Genomic DNA, 16,921 nt, shown 5'->3' with positions numbered 1-16,921 from the left:
GGGGGGGGGGGGGCGGTGCCCCGGCCGGCAGATCAGGACAGGATGTCCTTCGTGGCAAACCGCCCGTACGCCAGCGTCCCGAACACCACGATGTAGCCGGCCTGGAGCAGCGCGTTGTCCGCGAAGGAACTCCATTCAATGGGCTGGCGCAGCAGGTCGGCGAAACCGAGCCAGTAGTGGCTGAACAGCCACGGGTGCAGCCACTGCAGCTGGGGCAGCGAATCGAGCACCTGGGAGATGACGGACAGCACGGCGGTGGCTGCCATCGCGCCCACCGGCACCTCAGTGAGGGTGGAGACGAAGAGCCCGACGGCGCTCAGCCCGAGTAGCGAGACGGCGACATAGCCGGCGATCAGCAGCAGCCGCAGCATCGCCTCGCCGACACCGACGGTGTCCCCGGAAAGCAGCGGCACCGGCCCCACCGGGAACAGTGCGGCGCCGATGCCGATGCCGGCCGCGATGACGGTCAGGGCCGCGGCACAGCAGAACGCCGCGGCACCGGCGTACTTGACCAGCAGCAGCCGTGCCCGTCCCGCCGGGGCCGTCAGCAGGTATCTCAGTGTCCCGAGCCCGGCCTCGCCGGCAATGGTGTCGCCCGCGGACACCGCGATGGTCAGCGGCAGGAACAGCGGCGTGGACACCACCACGGCGGTGAGCGCGACGAACAGCCCGTTCTGGGCCACCCGGTCCAGGAACGCCGGGCCCCGCCCGGGGGCCGGTCCGGACGTGGAGAGCCGGACGGCGACGGCGATCAGCACCGGGACCGCAGCCAGCGCCAGCAGCATGGCCCAGGTGCGGCCGCGCCGGAAGAGCACCGCAAGTTCCGAACCCAGCAGCGCCCAACCCGCGGCACCGCGGCGGAGCGTTGATCCCGCGGCGCTGCCGGTCCCGGGGCTGCCGGCTTGGACACCCCCGGTGGCGTGGCCGGCGCGGCCGGAGTCAGTGGGCAACGTCGAATCCTTCCCCGGTCAGGGCCACGAAGCGCTCCTCGAGGCTGGCTCCTTCCACGGCGAAGCCGCGGACCCGCACTCCGCCGGCGACCAGTGCCGCCACAACTGCCTCGGGGGCCAGATGGTCCAGCAGCGGCGCGGTAACCGTGCCGGTGCCGGGCGGGCCCGGTTCGGGCAGCAGGCCCAGGCCTGCGAGCACCCGGTGCGCACCGGCGTCGTCGGGAGTCAGGATGCGCACGCGCGCCTGGCCTGCCGCCCGCAGCTGCTCCAGGCTCCCCTGGGCCACCAGCCGGCCGGCGCTCATCACGGCGGCATGGGTACAGATCTGTTCGACTTCGGCCAGCAGGTGGCTGGAGACGAAGACAGTGGTACCGCCGGCAGCCAGTGACCTGACCAGGCCGCGCACCTCGCGCGTGCCCTGGGGATCCAGGCCGTTGGTCGGCTCGTCCAGCACCAGCAGCTCGCGCGGCTGGAGCAGGGCATGGGCGATGCCGAGGCGCTGCTTCATGCCCAGCGAGTAGGCGCGCACCTTCTTGCCGGCCGCATGGGCCAGCCCTACCCGCTCCAGCGCCTGGGCCACCCGCACCTTCCGGGTGGACGACGGCGCGCGGCGGTCCGCGGCGTCGAGCCGCTGCAGGTTGGCCGCGCCGGAGAGGAAGGGATAGAAGGCCGGTCCTTCGACCAAGGCCCCGACGCGCGGCAGCACGTCCTGCCAGCTGCGGGGCATCTCCTGCCCGAGCAGGCGGATCCGCCCATCCGTGGCCGCGGCCAGGCTCAGCAGCATCCTGATCGTCGTCGTCTTGCCCGAGCCGTTGGGGCCCAGGAACCCGAACACGCTGCCCCGCGGAACGGCGAGGTCGAGGCTGTCGACGGCGGCCTGCCGGCCGAAGCGCTTGGTGAGTCCCCGGGTCTCGATGGCCAGTACGGCGGTCGGGGCTCCGGAGGTCACCGGGTGCCGGCTGCCGCCTGCAGCCGCTCAAGCGGTACCGAGCCCGCGAACACGCGCCCGTCGTCCGTGAAGAGGACATTCAGCAGGGCCGTGGACAGCACCCGTCCGCCGGGGACCGCCTGCGTCATCTGCTCCAGGAGCCCGGACTCGTCCGCCCCGGTGGGCACGCTGCCGGCGGGCAGGCCGACGATGGCGTCCCAGCCCTCGCCGGTGACCGTGTACCTTTCGGCTGCTCCGCTGCGGGAGGAGCCGTCATCCATCCGCCGGTGCTGCTTCGACGGCGCCTGCAGCGTGTGCTCCTGCACCTCGGCGCCGGGCGGCGGCGTGAAGTCGAACAGGTCCTGGGCGGGAGCCTCCAGCTGCAGTTCCGTGAAGGCGAGCGCGAAGGCCGGCTGCTGCTGGCCGCGGGCGTGCACCTGGACGCTCAGCGGCAGCCCGGTCAGGGAATCGACGGCGATGGCGACCGACCCGACCAGGGTGTCGGCGCTGCGCGGGTCGAACTCCAGGGTGTACGCGTCCCGGCCGGCGACCTCGGTATCCGGACCGACCGTGACCTGCGTGTGCGCGTCGGCGGCGGCCAGCAGCCGGTGCGCCAGACGGTCGGGGGTCTGCGCCCCCTCGGGCACGGCGTGCTCCTGAGGGTGCCCGGTGCCGGTCCGGCCGTGGTCCGGCAGGGTCAGGTGGGCTGCCGTGTTGTCCCTGGAGTTGTAGAGCCAGACGTCGCTGCCATTGCGGACGACGTCGCGCTCGGCCAGCCTGTCCATAACCTGCAGCCGGGCCTTGGCCGGGCCGTCCACGTAGACGCGGGCCGTGTGGGTGCCGGTGAACAGATCGAGTGCGGAGGCCAGGCCGGCCGTCTCGCCGGTGCGGGGCAGTTCGGGCAGGCCCAGCTGCGAGGACTGCTCCAGAGCTCCGGAGAAGGCGCGGACGTCGCTGTCGAGCATCATCGCCAGGACTTCTTCCGGGGTCTTTGCCGGCAGGTCGGTGGCGGCGCCGGCCTGGAGGGACCAGGTCAGGGAACCTGCCGTGACAGCGGCGGAAACGGCAAGGGCAGGGAGCCAGCGCAGGCGGCCGCGGATCATGACGACCGGCTTCCGAAGCGGCGGAACATACCGCCAGAGTACGCCCCGAAAGGCAGTCCGGACAGCCCCCGGCAGCAACTCTGCGCCCGCCGGGATTCCGCCCGCTCCAGTCCCGGGCGGGATCCCGGTGTCGGGTCGGCAGGCGTCGCGGAACGAATTAATCAATTATTTGTACAAATGTGATCAAGGTCCGACCGCACCGGAGGTCACACGTTTAACTTACGGTGTTAGGGTGAAGCGACTCTTGCCCGCGAATGCGCTGTTCCGCCCGCTGCTGTGCAGCTGCAGCGCAGGATTTTCCGGAGACGCCCTATGAGCACGCCCCGTCCGTCGTCGTTACGCCCTGCCGTCCCGCGGCGGCACCGGAACAGGCTCGCCTGCGGCCTGGCTGCGCTGAGCCTGGCCGCCAGCTCGGCCCTGGTCGTCCCGCCCGCCGCGGCCTCGGAGATGGCACCGGGGACGGCGGAGGACGCCGTCGAGGCGACGCTTCCTGCGGTTCCGGAGCCAACAGCATCGCCGGAACCGTCAGCCACCGGCCAGCTGCCCGCCGCAGAGGAGCCGCCGGCCACCGACCCCGCGCCGGAGCCCGCCGCTCCCGGCCCGGGGTCCGGAACCGTCCCGCAAACGTCTGTGCCGGCCGGGCAGGGAAGCGCCGCCCCCGCCGAGGATCCGGCAGCGGGCGAGGACCTCGAGGTCCCCGTGGAAGAGCTGTCCGAAAGCCAGCTGCTGGAACTGCTGGCCGCCCTGCAGGGCAGGCACGGGGCGGAGATGGGCCATGGCCTGGAGCAGCGCACCGAGCGCGTCGAGGAACTGAAGGAACCCGAAGTCCAGGAAGAGCTCGAGGAGACGCTCGAGGAACTGGACATCGAGCGCACCGCCGCGGTCGAGCCGGCCTCCGGACCCGTCCTGGTCCCGGCAGCCCGCGACGACTGGCGCCCGGAGGGCATCCAGGGCATTGACGTGTCCAGCCACCAGCCCAATGTCAACTGGACCACCGAGTGGAACTACGGCGCCCGGTTCGCCTACGTCAAGGCCACCGAGGGCACCACCTACCGGAACCCCCGGTACGCGTCCCAGTACAACGGTTCCTACGACGCGGGCATGATCCGCGGCGCCTACCACTTCGCCATCCCTGGTCCGAAGTTCTCCGCAGCGGCCCAGGCAAACTACTTCGTCGACCACGGCGGGAGGTGGTCGGCCGACGGCCGGACCCTGCCGCCGCTGCTGGACATCGAGTGGAACCCGTACCCTGAGCTGGGCAACATGTGCTACAACATGAGCCCGTCCCAGATGGTGGCCTGGATCAGGGAATTCTCGAACACGATCAAGGCCCGCACCGGGCGTGTGCCCGCCATCTACACGGCCGCCTCCTGGTGGAACACCTGCACCGGCAGCAGCACCGCGTTCAAGGACCATCCGCTGCACGTGGCCGAGTACGGGGTATCCAGGCCCGATCCGCTGCCTGCAGGCTGGAGCACCTACCACATCTGGCAGTACAGCTCCACCGGCCCCTTCCCAGGCGATTCCAATGTCTGGAACGGCACGATGACGGCGCTGAAGAATTTCGCCAGGAACAGCACCACGTCCACCGGCAGCTCCGGGAGCGGGACGCAGCGGTACGCGTCCACCGGAGACCTGACCGGCGACGGCCGCGGAGACCTGCTCTCCCGCCGCGGCGACGGCACCCTCTGGCTCTACCCCGGCAACGGCAAGGGCGGGTTCTCGTCCGCCCGAAGGATCGGCACCGGCTGGCAGATCTACAACCAGCTCATCGGCACCAGGGACCTGAACCGGGACGGGAAGGCGGACTTCCTGGGCCGCCATGTGGACGGCTCGCTCTGGTTCTATGCCGGCACCGGCACCGGCGGCTACCAGAAGCGGGTCCGGGTCAGCAGCAGCACCGGCTGGAACCAGTACTCCGACATTATCGGCCCGGGAGACCTGAACCGGGACGGCAAGGCGGACCTGCTGGCCAAGCGTCCGGACGGCAAGGTCTACTTCTACCCCGGACTCGGCACCGGCAAGTTCGGTGGGCGGACCCTGGCGGCGACGGGCTGGGGGTCCTTCCAGGAACTGGTGGCACCCGGGAAGTACTCCGGTGACGGCCGCAGGGACGTGCTGGGCATCAAGGCGGACGGCACTCTGTGGCTGCTGCAGGGCACCGGGCGGCAGGCCGGAGTGGGCACCCTGTTCAAGCCGGCGGTCAAGGTGGGCAGCTCCGGCTGGCAGAAGTTCGCCGCCGTCGTGGGCATCGGCGACAACAACTCGGACGGCAAGGAGGACCTGCTGGGCATCTACTCCAGCGGATCGCTCCGCTTCTACACCGGGACCCGGATGAGGGATTCCACCGGCGTGAAGTCCCGCCAAAGCCTGGGCTCCTCCCCGCTGGGCGGGTACCGGCTCACCGCCACGCCCGGGGATTTCGACGGCGACGGCAAGGCCGACCTGATCGGGAGCAGTTCCGACGGCAGGCTCTGGTTCCTGGCCGGCAACGGCAGGGGCGGTTACGGGACGGCCACCCGGATCGGCACGGGCTGGCATATCTACAACCAGCTCGCTGGCGCCGGGGACTTCAACGGGGACGGCACCAATGACCTGATCGCCCGGCAGAAGGATGGCACGGTCTGGTTCTATGCCGGCACCGGCAAGGTCGGGGATGGCAGCGAAGGCTACCGCAAGCGGGTCAAGATCGGCTGGGGAGACTGGAACCAGTACGACTGGGTACTCGGGCCCGGAGACGTCAACCGCGACGGGCGCAGCGACATTCTTGCCGTGCACGAGAACGGCGGGGTGTACCTGTATGCGGGGCGGGGCGACGGCCGCTATGCACCCCGCAAGAAGATCGGCGGCGGCTGGCAGAAGTTCGACCAGCTGGCAGCCGTGGGCGACTTCACCGGCAACCGCACCGCGGATGTCATCGGGCGCCAGCCGGACGGCTCGCTGTGGCTGCTCTCCGGCCGCAAGAGCTACTCCAGGGGCTGGTTCCTGTCCCCGAACCGGATCGCCGGCAGCGGCTGGGACCGATACGAGCAGATCCTCGGCTCCGGCGACACCACCTCGGATTGGAAGGTGGACCTGCTGGCAGTCGAGGACTCCGGGTCGCTCTGGCTGTACCGGGGAACGCGGTTCGAGAACCTGGGACTGCTCCCGGGCACGTCTGCCGGGAGCCTGTAGCGGGGCCCGCCTGTCAGGCCCCGCGGACCGGCGGGGGCTGGCAGGTCACCGTCCCGCCGACGTGATCTCGCAGCGCTGGCGGGCCGGCAGCGGATCCGGCGGCCGGACGGCGCAGGACTGCCAGGCAGGGTCCCGCTCGATGCTCAGGTCCGCGGTGATCGGCAGATGGTCGGAGGAATCCGAATCATCGATGACTTCGGCCTCGTGCACCAGGATGGGTCCGCGGGTCATGATGTAGTCGATCCGGCTGTACGGGTCATCCGCCGGATACGTGTAGTCCTCGGCCATGTCCTCGACGACAAAGGTGTCGGTGAAGACGCTGCGCAGGCGGGCGATTTCCGGATCCGGATACTCGGCGTTCAGATCGCCCACCAAGATGGCCGGCCCTGCCGACTTCCCGGCGAGCGCCAGGATTTCCCTCGCCTGCAGCTGGCGCTGCTCGCTGCGCTGGTGGTCCAGGTGGGTGTTGTAGAAGGTGATCCAGGTGCCGTCGACGTCGATGACCGTCTCGAGGATGCTCCGGGGCTTGGTGGGCCGCCTGGCATAGTCGATCAGGGTCAGCATGTGGTTCCGGGTACTGAGGATCGGGTACTTGCTCAGGACCACCAGACCGAACCGGCCGGGCTTCTCCCGGCCCGGGGCCCAGTAGGTGCGGTTGAGGCCGAAAGAGTAGTACATGCCCAGCCGCCGTGCCAGCCAGGCAGCCTGGTCGACGAAGGCGCTGCGGGCCGACCTCCTCCGGTCCACCTCCTGCAGGCCGATAATCTGGGCGCCGCTGTCTTCGATGTCCTCGGCAATGTGCTCCAGGTCGAGTTCGCCGTCCAGGTCATTGCCGTAGTGGATGTTGAAGGACATCACGCGCAGCTCGATCCGGCCGCCCCCCGGCGGCCCGGGCGCCGGGAGCGCTGCGCCGGCAGCCAGCATCAGCACCACCAAGACTGCCACAGCAAAAATCCGCGCGCCCATCATGACACCGTCCACCCCGACTGTCGGCGGTTGGACCGGTTGTGCCCCCTTGCCGGTCCCGCTGGTGCCAGCAGTGTGGTCCCCTGCCGGCACAGGTGTCAAGGCCGCCGGGGCGCCTGTTTTCCGCCCCAGCGGCCAGTGTCCGGACTTTCTTAATGATCAAAGCATTCATCGGGCCAGTAACCCCCATGCCCCCTTATTCTTGGGCACCTGCGCCGCAGGACCGTACCCTCCGTTGGTGCTGCCCGCGACGCGCGCCGGATTTACCGCGCTCCGGGCCGGCAGCGTGGTTCACTGTGGTCACACCTTTGGCCATGATGTTAAGGTGAAACGTCTCAGCCCACTACGCCCTTCGGGGCCTCTGCCCCTCGCTTCGCCAGCGAAGGGGTGATCCGGAGTTACACATGAGCACTCGCAGCCAAACCTCCGCGCGCGGCGGAGGCACCGCCCGCCGATCCCGCATCGCCTGCGCCCTGACGGCACTCTCGCTCGCCGTCTCCGGCGCGCTCACCGCGACGCCGGCCGCCGCCGTCGAACGCGCACCTGCGCCGGCCGCGACCGAGCCGGCCGCCACCGGTACCGTCCCGGATCCGGCCGCCGGTGATCCCGGAACACCAACGCCCGCCGGGGAACCGGAGCCGTCCGGCGAAGCCCCGAAGGAGCCGGCGGAGATGGGGGAACCGGGGGCGCCGGCGGAAACTGCCGTCCCGGATCCCTCCCCCGCCGTGCCGGAGGGGAACGCCGGTGGGGCGGACGCAGACGTCGAGGCCGAGGTCGAGGTGCCGGTTGAAGAACTTTCGCAGGAGCAGCTCCGGCAGCTGCTGGCGGTGCTGCAGGGCAAGCACGGAGCCGAGATGGGCAGCGGCCTCGAACAGCGGCGCGAGCGCATCGAGGAACTGACGGAACCCGAGGCCCAGGAGGAGCTGGACGAGCAGCTCGAGGTGCTGGAAATCGAACGCAGCGCCTCGCTCACCCCGGCCGCCGCGCCGCTCCCGGTCCTGTCGGCGCGCGATGACTGGAGCCCGGACGGTATCCAGGGCATCGATGTCAGCAGCCACCAGCCCTCGGTGACCTGGAAGACCGAATGGGACTACGGGGCACGGTTCGCCTACGTCAAGTCCACCGAAGCGCTCAACTACAAGAACCCCTACTGGGAAACCCAGTACACCGGCTCCTACCGCCAGGGGATGATCCGCGGCTCCTACCACTTCGCCATCCCCAACGTCTCCTCGGGCCAAGCACAGGCCACCTATTTCGTCCGCAACGGCGGCGGCTGGTCCGCCGATGGGAAGACCCTGCCCCCGCTGCTGGACATCGAGTACAACCCCTACCCGGAACTGGGCAACACCTGCTACAACATGAGCCCGGCGCAGATGGTGGCCTGGATCAGGGACTTCTCAAACACGATCAGGTCGCTCACCGGACGCCTGCCGGCCATCTACACCACCGCTCACTGGTGGAACCAATGCACCGGCAACAGCACTGTATTCAGGGACCACCCGCTGCACATCGCCCACTACCCCTACCCCGGCTACACCCTGGCCCGGCCGACCCTGCCGGCCGGCTGGGCCAGCTGGGACATCTGGCAGTACAGCTCCACCGGCCCCTTCACCGGGGATTCGAACGTCTGGCGCGGCAGCCAGCAGGACCTGCAGAACTTCGCCTACAACCGCTCGTCGGCTGCCAGCCAGGTCACCAGCACCCGGCAGGACTATGCCGCGGCCGGAGACCTGACCGGTGACCGCCGGGGGGATCTGCTCTCCCGCCGTACGGACGGTTCCCTGTGGCTGTATCCGGGCAACGGCGCCGGGGGCTACGGCTCGCCGCGGAAGCTCGGCGAGGGCTGGCAGATCTACAACGCCGTGGCCGGAGGCGGAGACCTCAACGGCGATTCCCGGCCGGACCTGCTGGCCCGGCAGACCGACGGCTCGCTCTGGTTCTACGCAGGAACCGGCAGCGGGACGTACCACGCACGGGTACGCAACGGCGCCTCGGGCTGGAACCAGTATGCGGACCTGTTGGGCACCGGGGACCTGAACGGTGACGGCCGGGGGGACCTGCTGGCCAAGCGGACCGACGGCACGGTCTACTTCTATCCCGGGTTGGGCTCCGGCAAGGTCGGATCCCGGGTCCTGGTTGCCTCCGGGTGGCAGGGCTACCGGCAGCTGGTGGCACCGCGGGACTTCACCGGCGACGGCAAGGCCGACGTCGTCGCCCGCGGGGCTGACGGCACGCTCTGGCTGCTGCCCGGGACCGGCAAGGCCGCGGGCAACGGGACGCTGTTCGGCAGGGCGCAGAAGATCGGCTCCTCCGGCTGGGAGAAGTTCACCACGCTGCTGGGCGTCGGGGACAACAACGGCGATGGGCGGAACGACCTGCTGGCCATCTCCGCCGACCAGTCGCTGCGCTTCTACGCCGGCACGCAGATGCAGGACTCCTCCGGCATGAAGCCGCGGGTGCAGACCGGTACGGACATCTGGGACAGCTACAGCGAGATCATCACCCCCGGGGACTTCAACGGGGACGGCAGGGCGGACCTGATCGGCCGCAAGCCGAACGGCCAGCTGTGGTTCGCCGCTGGCAACGGCCAGGGCGGCTACGGGCCCCGGGTGCGGATCGGCCACGGCTGGCAGATCTACAGCCTGGTCTTCGGCGTGGGCGACTACAACAGGGACGGCAGGAACGACCTGCTCGCCCGGCAAAAGGACGGCTCGCTGTGGTTCTACGCCGGTACCGGCAAGGTCGGCGGCGGCAACGAGGGCTACCAGCGCCGGGTCAAGATCGGCACCAGCGGCTGGAACCAGTACTCCCGGGTCCTGGGGGCCGGCGACGTGAACCGGGACGGCCGCGCCGACCTGCTGGCCGTCCGCCCGGACGGAACCGTGTGGCTGTACGCCGGACCGGGCAACGGCCGGCACGGGACGCCGACACGGATCGCCAGCGGCTGGCAGCAGTACAGCTACCTCACCGCCGCCGGCGACTACACCGGCGACGGTGCCGGCGACATCATCGCGCGCAAGCCGGACGGCACGCTGTGGCTGCTGGCCGGGCGGAGGACCTACTCCGCGGGCTGGTTCGCTGCCGAACGGAAGATCGGCAGCAGCGGCTGGAACGCCTACGACCGGATCGCCGGACCCGGTGACTTCACCTCGGACCGCAAGGTGGACCTGCTGGCCACGGCCCCGGCCGGGTACATTTGGCGCTACAACGGCACACAGTTCGTCATCGGCGCCCTGAGCCCGCGCAAGGACGTCGGCCGCCTGTAGCCGACCCCTCTCCACTCATTGTTGACGACGCGGATAATGCCCTTTCCAAGTCCGGGAAGGGCATTATCCGCGTCGTCAACGAGTTGGCGGGGCGGGGCGGTTACAGGAGGGCGTCCACCACCCGGCCGGCGGCGCCGCCGTCGTCCTTTGGGGCATACTTGGCCGCAAACGCCGCCAGCTTCGCCCGGCCGTCCGGGTCGGGACCGCCGGCCGCTTCGATGGCGTCGAAGAGCTCCTCCTCGGTCTGCACCACCGGCCCCGGCAGGTCCGTTCCGTAGTCCAGGTAGAAGCCGCGCAGGGTGTCCCGGTAGCGCTCGAGGTCGTAGGCGTAGAAGATGATTGGGCGCTGCAGGATGGCGAAGTCGAAGAACACCGAGGAGTAGTCGGTGACCAGGACGTCGCTGGCCAGGTGCAGGTCCTGGATCTCCGGATAGGCCGAGACGTCGAACACCGTTTCGCTGGCGCTCTCGGGGATCGACAGCCGGCCGGCCACCAGCACGTGCATGCGCAGCAGCAGCACCGTGTCCTCGCCGAAGCGCTTGTGGAACCGCTCCAGGTCCAGCGGCAGCTCGAAGCTGAACCGCCCGGTCCCGGTGGCCTGGTCGTCCCGAAACGTCGGGGCGTAGAGCACCACCTTCCGGTCTGCCGGGATGCCCAGCTTCGCGCGCACCGCCCGGCCGGCGCCGGTGTCCTTGCCCAGGGCGAGCACATCGTTACGCGGGTAGCCTTCCTCCAGCACCGGCCCCTGGTACCGGAACGCGCTGCGGAAAGCCGCCGTCGCATAGGGGCTCGGGGACAGCAGCACGCTCCACTGCCGCACCGCCTGGGAGACCCGCTCGATATAGCCGTCGGTCCGCCCGTGCACCTCGTCCATGTCGTGGAGCATGCGCTTGAGCGGCGTGCCGTGCCAGGTCTGGATGTACACCCCGTCCTTGCGGCGGCGCAGGTAGTGCGGGAAATTCTGGTTGTTCACCCAGTACTTGGCCCGCGCCAGGTACCAGTAGTATTCCGGCGACAGCCGCTTGACCACCTTGGTGTGCGGGTCCGCCACCGGCAGTTTCCTGTCGTAGACCCAGACCTTCCGGCGTGTGTCGCCGCGGCGCAGCAGTTCCTCGTAGATGTACCGGGGGCTGTCGGCGTACTGCTTGCCCAGGCCGCTTTCAAAGACGATCAGGTCCTTGTCCATGGGCGTGCGCGCCACCAGCTTGAACATCCGCTGCATGGCCGGGAAGTAGTAGCGGCTCCGGCGGAAGCGGCCGGCCACCTTTTCCCCGAGTTCCGGATCCACCATCCGGCGCACCCTCGGCTCGGCCGGTTTGGCAGCGCGGACGGCCTCGAAGATGCGCCGGCAGTTGTCCTGGTCCCGGTACTTCAGGAAGCGCCGGGCCCGGCGCGTATACTCGGGCGGCATGGCGCAGCCGGACGCGAGCGCTTCCTCCAGGTTGGCCAGCAGCCGCTGGCGGTCGAAGGCAATTTTGCCGGGCAGTTCCTCGTCCAGCTCCAGGTGCGAACCCTGCGGGCCCAGGAACCGCTCGCGGTCGAACTGGTAGTAGAGCACCGGCTTGTCCAGGAAGCTGAAGTCGAAGCCGACACTGGAATAGTCGGTCACCAGCAGCGCGCTTTCCTTGAGCAGGTGCTGCACGTCCACCTCGCCCTGCGAGATGACCCGGACCGGTGCGTCGGCGAAGTGGTGCCGGAACTGCTGCATGTTCGGATGCAGGCAGAACACGATCTCGGCCTGGTGCTCTTCGCTGAGCCGGCGCAGCCGAGGATCGGTCAGGAAGCTCTTCCAGGCGTGGTAGTACTCGGACTCGGTGAACAGCGCCGGGTCCGGCAGCCAGTCCCGCCAGGTGGGGATCACCAGGATCTGGTTCCGCCGGACCTCGACGTCGCCGGCGAAGAGGGTGTCGAAGCGGGACAGTCCGGTGATCTTCACGTCCTTGGGCGCGTACCCGAAGTCGCTGACGATGTATTCCTTCTCGCGCTCGGAACTGACCAGGAAGAGGTCGGTCTCGAAGTCGGGAGCCTTCTTGCCGTAGTTGGGCACCATCCACTTGGTGCCCATGACCCCGTGCTGGAGGAAGACCTTGACGCCGCCGGCCGCCCGGCGGAACTGCGGCAGCCGGGTGGGGTAGAGGAAGTCCGGGTGGTGGGAGCCGATGAAGCGTTCCGCCTTCAGGGCCACCTCGAAGTGCTCCCGGGAGCGGTACGCCACCACGTTGCCCAGGCCCTCAAGGTTGCGGGCCTCCGGGGAGGCCGGATCCATGACGTAGTAGGCGTCGATCTCCGGGTGGTTCAGCCGCAGGTAGCGGAAGAAGGCCAGTCCTGTGTCCTGCGCCTTGTACGGCCGCTCCCCCACCAGCCAGACCGGCTTGCCGGTGAGGCCGCGCTGGTTCCGCAGGGGGATCCGGGTGCGCTGCTGCAGGTAGTCGAAGGCGTCGGTATCGATCACCTCGATGTGGAAGGAGGTGTTCTTGGCCTTGAAGGTGTAGTAGGGCGTAATGCACACGGTCTGGTCCCCGCGCCGCTGCCAGCCGGCCCGGGTGAGCTTGCGGGTGACGTACCGGGTCCTGCCGATCCGTGCCTTGTGCGGCTCGGCGGCGACGCGGTCCCAGACCTCGAGCCAGAGGTCGACGATGTCTTCCTCGGCCAGCTCGTGCGTGGGAATGCCGGAGAAGTCCAGCGTTGCTTCCACGCTGTATTCGCGCAGGCCGTAGTGGCGCGAGGTGGCTTCGGCGTTGAACACCAGGTGTGCGGGGGCGGTGTAGCGCCGTCCGGTCTGCCGTCCAAGCAGGACCAGCTGGGCCCGGACGGCGTCGCCGTGCCGGGTGACCAGGCGGCCGGTCAGCTCGAGCAGGCCGCCGGCGACGGAGAGCTTTTTGACATAGATGGCGTTGTACGGCTTGAGCGGGCGGTCGACCGCCAGGCTGAGGTAGCCTCGCCGGTTCACGTAGGGCGTGAGCGTGGAGGTTCCGGCAGCTACCGGGGCCAGCGGCCCGATGGTTGTCTCAAGGAACCTGCCCAGCGGCAGCCAGGCCCGGTACCGCAGCGCGGGTCCGATCCGGCCGGCTTCCAGCCCGGTGCGGAAGGAGGCGAAGTCGTCGCCGGCGTCGACGACGGCGGTATCCGCCGCAGGTTCCCCCGGCTGCGGGGCCGGCCGGATGCCGCGGCTGTACCGGGGCAGGCGGGCCGCCTCGGCCTCGACTTCCAGGAACAGCTGCAGGACCGCACCCTCCCCGCCGGAGGCGGCAGCGGGCACCCGGGCCGCCAGCGGCTCCAGCGGCAGCTCGGCCTGGAAGTTCCTGCCGTGCGGCGTCTCTTCGCCGGTGACGGCGTCGACCGGCACCAGCCGGAGCGCGTCCCCGCCGGCAGCAGCCCACAGCGCCAGCGGGGTCAGTTCGGGTGCGAGCGTGAAGCCGGCGGTGAGCACGGTCCCGCGCTGGCCGACCGCCAGATGGTGCAGTTCGCGGCGCGCGGCGGAGGACCGCGGATCGAGGACCCGCTCGGTCCTCGTCTTGGCGCGCGTCAGGAGGGACTTGGGATTGGGCATCAGTTTCCTACTTCGAATGAACTTGGCACCGGGTAATAGGACTGGAGGAACTGCCGGACCATCGACTCCTGGCGGTGCAGGCCGACGGCGGACTTCCCCACTTCGTTGAGGCAGAAGACATCCGCGTCCCGGTCCCGCAGCAGGCGCAGCAGCTTCGCCTGGGCGCCGGGCTGGCCGATGTCGCAGTAGCGGTAGGCGATGTCCGCCGGCACCGCTGCCCCGGTCCCGTAGCCGTAATAGTGCGCCAGTGACGAGGGGATGGAGATGTCCGCCGGGGTGCGGAACCGGGCATGGGTGGTGGCTGCGTGGGCGGCGGCGAAGTCCTGTTCCAGCCGGCGCAGCGTGCTCACCCGCTGCGGGTGCGCCGTGTGCTTGAACTTGAACTGCGGGCTCTTGCCGAACTTCTCCTCGATCAGCGCGCGGTTGCGCTTGGCGGCGCTGTCCACCGGCAGGTCCGCCGGCCCGGCGGGGCCGGCACCGATGCGCTGGTCGGAGAGGAAGAACTTGGCCAGTCCGTTGCCATGGAAGAACAGTTCCGGGACCACGGGCCGGCCGAGGAACACATCGTCGTTCAGGTACAGGAAGTGTTCGTTCAGCCCGGGGATGCGGTGCAGCTGTGCCTCGATGGCGTGCGAGTTGAACGTGGGCAGCGCGGCGGCGTCGGCGAAGATCTCCCGGTGGTCCACCACGGTGATGCGCGGGTTGGCGGTGTCCAGCCAGTCCGGCACCTGCCCTGCCGTGACCAGGTAGACGTGGTTGGCCCACGGGGCGAAGTAGTCAACCGAACGCAGCGAATAGCGCAGTTCGTCATGGGAGCGGAAGCGTTCCGGGTTGGCTGCGTGCTCGTTCAGTTCGCCGGGGTGGATCCGGGCCCAGGCTTCGTCCCGTGCGCGCCTCCAGGCCGGATCGGCCCCGTCCACCCAGGTATAGACAAGATCCACCGGCCCGGTGAAGTCCGTCAGGGCGGGGAGGCAGGGTCCGGACGGACGGGCCAGGACCGTGCAGCCGAGCCGCCGGTCGGCCAGCACCAGGCCGCCGGCCGCGCGGTACTCAAAGACTGCCACCTCGGACGGATTGCCGGCGCCGGCTTCCTCCACCGGCGCGGGCGGGCGGCCGGCGGCCGAGGCGTAGACGGGCCGGCCCGCTGCCGCGCCGGCGACCGCCGCCAGCAGCCGGGGAAGATCCTCCGGCGCCACACCGACCCGGCGGCCGCCGGCCGGGCCCGCGACCTCGTCCCGGAGGCCGATGCCGGCGGTGCGGGCCGCCTCGGCGACCAGCAGGTGGTTGGCGGCCGCGGCGTCGCGCGCGCAGAAGCGCCGCACCGGCGTCGCCAGTACCGTCCGTCCGTCCACGACGGCGGGCACCGTGTCCGTTGCCAGGGCCTGCCGGGCCGGACGCGTGCGGGCCAGCCGCCAGGCGCCGGCGGTACGGCGCTGGATCCCGGTCCTGCCGTAGCGGAGGTCGAAAAGCGCCTGGACGGCCGGCTGCGGCAAAACCCTGGCGAGAGTCCCGCGCAGTCCGGCGAACATCGGGTCCTTTCCTCCGGCGACGGTGGGCAGTGCCAGCCGCAGCGTCCGTCCCGGCCGCCGCGGCAAGAGTCGCTATAGTTTAGCAAGCCAAGGCTGGCGGATTGCCGGACGTCCGGGCAGGCTCCATGGTTCGGGCAGGTTGCCAGCTGCCGACCTGCCGACAGGAGTCCTTCGTGCCCCTCAGTATCTTCCGCGCGGCTGCCTCCCGCACGGCCCCCGTCCGCCGCGCGCTCACGGTCCTGGGCGGCCAGGCGGCCGACGCCGTGGCGGCCCGGCGCCTCAGGCGGCAGCTGGCCGCCGGATCCGCCGCGCCGGAACGCTTCGACTGCGTCGTCTACTTTGCCGACGAGCCTTCCAGCGCCTACCAGGTGCGCCAGTGGTTCGCTCCGCTGGCCGAGCTGGCGCGCACGCATCCGGTGGCCCTGCTGGTGCACCGCGCCACCACCGCTGCCGAGCTGCTCAAGGATTCGCCGCTGCCGCTCTACCTGACATCGGGCATCGGAGAGGTGGAGCGGTTCATCCAGGACAAGGCCGTGCGCCTGGTGTTCTACGTCAACAACAACCGGGACAACTTCACCGTCCTGCGCCTGACCGGCCAGGTGCACGTCCATCTCAGCCACGGCGAAAGCGACAAGATCTCCATGGCCTCCAACCAGCTCAAGGCCTATGACTATGCCTTCATCGCCGGACAGGCCTCGCGCGAGCGCATCCTGGGCCGGGTGCGGGGGCTGGACCCGGCCCGGCTGGTGGAGATCGGCCGGCCCCAGCTGGACAGCGCGGTCCCCGAGGCAGGGCAGGATTCGACGGCGGGGCAGGACTCCGGCGGGCGCACCACCGTGCTCTACGCCCCGACCTGGGAGGGTGACCGCCCGGCGATGGCCTACGGCTCGCTGGCCTCCCACGGGGTGGAGATGGCCCGGGCCATCCTGGCGGACCCGCGCTACCGGCTGGTGTTCCGGCCCCACCCGCGCACCGGCGTGCGGCTGCCGGCGCACCGGGCGGCCGCGGAGCAGATCACGGCCCTGGTCGAGGACGCCGTGAAGCGGACCCCCGGGGCCGGGCACTATGTGGACCGCAGGCCCGACTTCTCGGTATCCATGGCCGAGGCCAACGTGTGCATCTGCGACCTGTCCGCCATGGCCATGGACTGGCTTCCGCGGCGCAAGCCGCTGCTGCTCACGCGGCCGGCCGAGCCGGCGGCCGCCGTCGATCCCGGCGGCATCGCCGGCGTCGTTCCCCTGCTGGAGGCCTCCGAGGCAGCCGGGGTGGTCTCCCGGCTCGACGAACTGCTCTCCCGCCCCGTGGGCCAGGCACAGCTGGACCTGGTCCGGCACCACTTCGGGGACACCTCGCCCGGAGCCAGCACCCGCCGCTTCCTGAAAGCGGTGGATACCGTCCTCGGAGAATAAACAAGCACGAAAAAGCACCCGCTGGATTTCGATAGGCTGACTTACT

9 protein-coding genes are annotated in these 16,921 nt (G+C 70.1%); 3 read left to right on the top strand and 6 right to left on the bottom strand.

Translation table 11 applies throughout. The features are described 5' to 3' along the window. Nucleotides 1-32 precede the first annotated feature (32 nt). The 3 genes from HGG74_RS18635 to HGG74_RS18625 are packed head-to-tail and all read right to left on the bottom strand — an operon-like array spanning nucleotide 33 to nucleotide 2,981. The gene (locus tag HGG74_RS18635; protein ID WP_376766160.1) at nucleotides 33-950 is read right to left on the bottom strand and encodes an ABC transporter permease; all 918 of its coding nucleotides are present in this window, start codon (nucleotides 948-950) and stop codon (nucleotides 33-35) included. Beyond that, the gene (locus HGG74_RS18630; protein ID WP_312856903.1) at nucleotides 940-1,899 is read right to left on the bottom strand and encodes an ABC transporter ATP-binding protein; all 960 of its coding nucleotides are present in this window, start codon (nucleotides 1,897-1,899) and stop codon (nucleotides 940-942) included. The genes HGG74_RS18635 and HGG74_RS18630 overlap by 11 nt, the downstream gene beginning before the upstream one ends. Continuing rightward, complete coding sequence (locus HGG74_RS18625) at nucleotides 1,896-2,981, bottom strand: LolA family protein (RefSeq protein ID WP_168488824.1); 1,086 nt, start codon at nucleotides 2,979-2,981, stop codon at nucleotides 1,896-1,898. The genes HGG74_RS18630 and HGG74_RS18625 overlap by 4 nt, the downstream gene beginning before the upstream one ends. 312 nt (nucleotides 2,982-3,293) lie before the next feature. On the opposite strand from HGG74_RS18625, the gene HGG74_RS18620 reads away from it, so the two are divergent. Beyond that, complete coding sequence (locus HGG74_RS18620) at nucleotides 3,294-6,155, top strand: GH25 family lysozyme (RefSeq protein ID WP_246263048.1); 2,862 nt, start codon at nucleotides 3,294-3,296, stop codon at nucleotides 6,153-6,155. 45 nt (nucleotides 6,156-6,200) lie between these two features. Here the strand turns inward: HGG74_RS18620 and HGG74_RS18615 are convergent, their stop codons facing one another. Beyond that, on the bottom strand, nucleotides 6,201-7,100 hold the full coding sequence (locus HGG74_RS18615; protein ID WP_312856902.1) for an endonuclease/exonuclease/phosphatase family protein: 900 nt from the start codon (nucleotides 7,098-7,100) through the stop codon (nucleotides 6,201-6,203). 425 nt (nucleotides 7,101-7,525) lie between these two features. Between HGG74_RS18615 and HGG74_RS18610 the strand changes: the two genes are divergently transcribed. Further along, the gene (locus HGG74_RS18610) at nucleotides 7,526-10,387 is read left to right on the top strand and encodes a GH25 family lysozyme (RefSeq protein WP_168488822.1); all 2,862 of its coding nucleotides are present in this window, start codon (nucleotides 7,526-7,528) and stop codon (nucleotides 10,385-10,387) included. Nucleotides 10,388-10,487: 100 nt separating this feature from the next. Here the strand turns inward: HGG74_RS18610 and HGG74_RS18605 are convergent, their stop codons facing one another. Together HGG74_RS18605 and HGG74_RS18600 are read right to left on the bottom strand one after the other, a co-directional pair. After that, nucleotides 10,488-13,937, bottom strand: coding sequence for a CDP-glycerol glycerophosphotransferase family protein (locus HGG74_RS18605; protein WP_168488820.1), 3,450 nt, complete (start codon nucleotides 13,935-13,937; stop codon nucleotides 10,488-10,490). Then, nucleotides 13,937-15,532, bottom strand: coding sequence for a stealth family protein (locus tag HGG74_RS18600; protein ID WP_168488818.1), 1,596 nt, complete (start codon nucleotides 15,530-15,532; stop codon nucleotides 13,937-13,939). The genes HGG74_RS18605 and HGG74_RS18600 overlap by 1 nt, the downstream gene beginning before the upstream one ends. A gap of 107 nt (nucleotides 15,533-15,639) precedes the next feature. Here HGG74_RS18600 and HGG74_RS18595 point away from each other — a divergent pair, with 107 nt between their 5' ends. Then, nucleotides 15,640-16,875, top strand: a complete 1,236-nt coding sequence (locus tag HGG74_RS18595; RefSeq protein WP_168488816.1) for a CDP-glycerol glycerophosphotransferase family protein — start codon at nucleotides 15,640-15,642, stop codon at nucleotides 16,873-16,875. Nucleotides 16,876-16,921: the final 46 nt, after the last annotated feature.

The sequence above is a fragment of the Arthrobacter mobilis genome (assembly GCF_012395835.1).
Taxonomy (GTDB): Bacteria; Actinomycetota; Actinomycetes; order Actinomycetales; family Micrococcaceae; genus Crystallibacter; species Crystallibacter mobilis.
This window is presented reverse-complemented; position numbering and strand designations above follow the sequence as displayed.